This window comes from Butyricicoccus sp. AF35-5AC (genome assembly GCF_003477715.1).
Classification (GTDB): Bacteria; Bacillota; Clostridia; order Oscillospirales; family Butyricicoccaceae; genus Agathobaculum; species Agathobaculum butyriciproducens.
In genome coordinates, this window is record NZ_QUDX01000034.1 from 1 (window position 1) to 1,700 (window position 1,700).

Sequence of the window (1,700 nt, forward strand, 5' to 3'; positions counted from 1 at the left end):
AACCTCAAAGGCTGGATTACCGAGCTGGGAGAAAAACGGAAGGAGCTGCTTGCACAAAAGGCGGCGGAGGAAGCGACACTTCTTCCCAATCTGCTGATGAAGTATATGGAGATACGAAAGGAAGAACGGAAGGACTGGACAAGGGCTGGACAGAACCGGGGGACTTCACAGGACTTAAAGGCAGTCAGCGAAGCCCTGTCCTATCTCCGGCAAAAGGGGCTTTCCACTGTGGAGGACTTAGAAGCATTTCTGGAATCTTCCGGGAAATCAGCCGCAGATTACCGCAATCAGATGAAGCCAAAGGAAGCCCGCAGCAAAGTGATTGACGGGATTCTTGCCAGCCGGACAGACTGCAAGGAATGTAAGCCTGTCTATGAGAAGTACCAGAAGATATTTTTTAAGAAAATAAAGGGGAAATTCAAACAGGAACACCCGGAGGTTGCCCGGTATGAGAAAGCCGCTGACTACCTTGCCAAGCACCCGGACGATAAGGATAAAACGAAAAATGAGTTGCAACAGGAGCAGGAAACGCTTCTCAGCGAAATCGCAGAGCTGAAAGTACCACTGACCGAGGTACAGGAGGATTTGAAGAAGCTGCGGGACATCCGCTACTGGGTACGGAAAGCCACGCCCGGCACAGAGGAAAGCAAAGAGCCGCCCAAGAAGCAGCCCATCAAAGAAGTCTTGCAGGATAAGACTGACGAGAAAAAAGCACAAAGAACCGCCCCGGCACAGGAGAAACACAGACAACAGGATATGGAACTTTAACAGGCACTTGCCATTTTCAATTAGAGAATGTCAGGTGCTTTTCTTATTTTCAAGGAGGGATAGATTTGAATGTATTCGAAGCTGTGAAGCAGTCCGTCACAACAAGACAGGCTGCGGAGTATTATGGAATCCATGTAGGTCGGAACGGGATGGCTTGCTGCCCGTTCCATAACGATAAAACCCCAAGCATGAAGCTGGATCGGCGTTACCATTGCTTCGGCTGCGGTGCGGATGGGGATGTGATTGATTTTGCCGCCGCCCTGTATGGGCTGGGAAAGAAAGAAGCCGCCGTACAGCTGGCACAGGACTTCGGGCTTTCCTATGAGGACTGGAAACCGCCGGGAAAGGTAAAAAAGCCCAAGACCCGGCAGAAATCCCCGGAGGAACAGTTTCAGGAAGCAAAGAATCGCTGCTTCCGTATTCTTGCCGATTATCTCCATCTGCTGATGGCATGGAGAACGGACTACGCCCCGCACTCCCCGGAGGAAGCCTTTCATCCCCGGTTTGTGGAAGCCTTACAGAAGCAAGACCAAGTGGAATATCTGCTGGATGTGCTGCTGTTCGGGGAAACAGAGGAAAAAGCGGATTTGATTACGGACTACGGAAAGGATGTGATACAGCTTGAACAGCGAATGGCAGAACTTGCAGCCGCAGACGCAGCAAGAACTAAAAAACACTATGAACGCCATGCAGCCGCCCCAGAGCGTTGAGGAAATCAAGGCGGGGCTGGAAACCACCGAGAAAGGCGGTGTCCGTCAGAGCATACGGAACTGCCTGACCGTATTCCAACGTGACCCTCTGCTTTCAGGGGCTATCGCATACAACATCCTGACTGACCGCAAGGACATCATAAAGCCCATCGGTTTTCACAGAGAAAGCACCGCCCTGAACGATACGGACATGAAGTATCTGCTTCTTTATCTGGAAGAAAC

1 protein-coding gene and 2 pseudogenes are annotated in these 1,700 nt (G+C 51.1%); all 3 read left to right on the forward strand.

The features are described 5' to 3' along the window. Window positions 1–768 (forward strand): annotated as a pseudogene (locus tag DWZ82_RS14810) (MobQ family relaxase); the annotation flags it as partial. Window positions 769–833: 65 nt separating this feature from the next. Further along, the gene (locus DWZ82_RS14815) at window positions 834–1,478 is read left to right on the forward strand and encodes a CHC2 zinc finger domain-containing protein (RefSeq protein ID WP_118481402.1); all 645 of its coding nucleotides are present in this window, start codon (window positions 834–836) and stop codon (window positions 1,476–1,478) included. Continuing rightward, window positions 1,447–1,700 (forward strand): annotated as a pseudogene (locus DWZ82_RS14820) (virulence-associated E family protein); the annotation flags it as partial. The gene DWZ82_RS14815 and the pseudogene DWZ82_RS14820, both read left to right, overlap by 32 nt.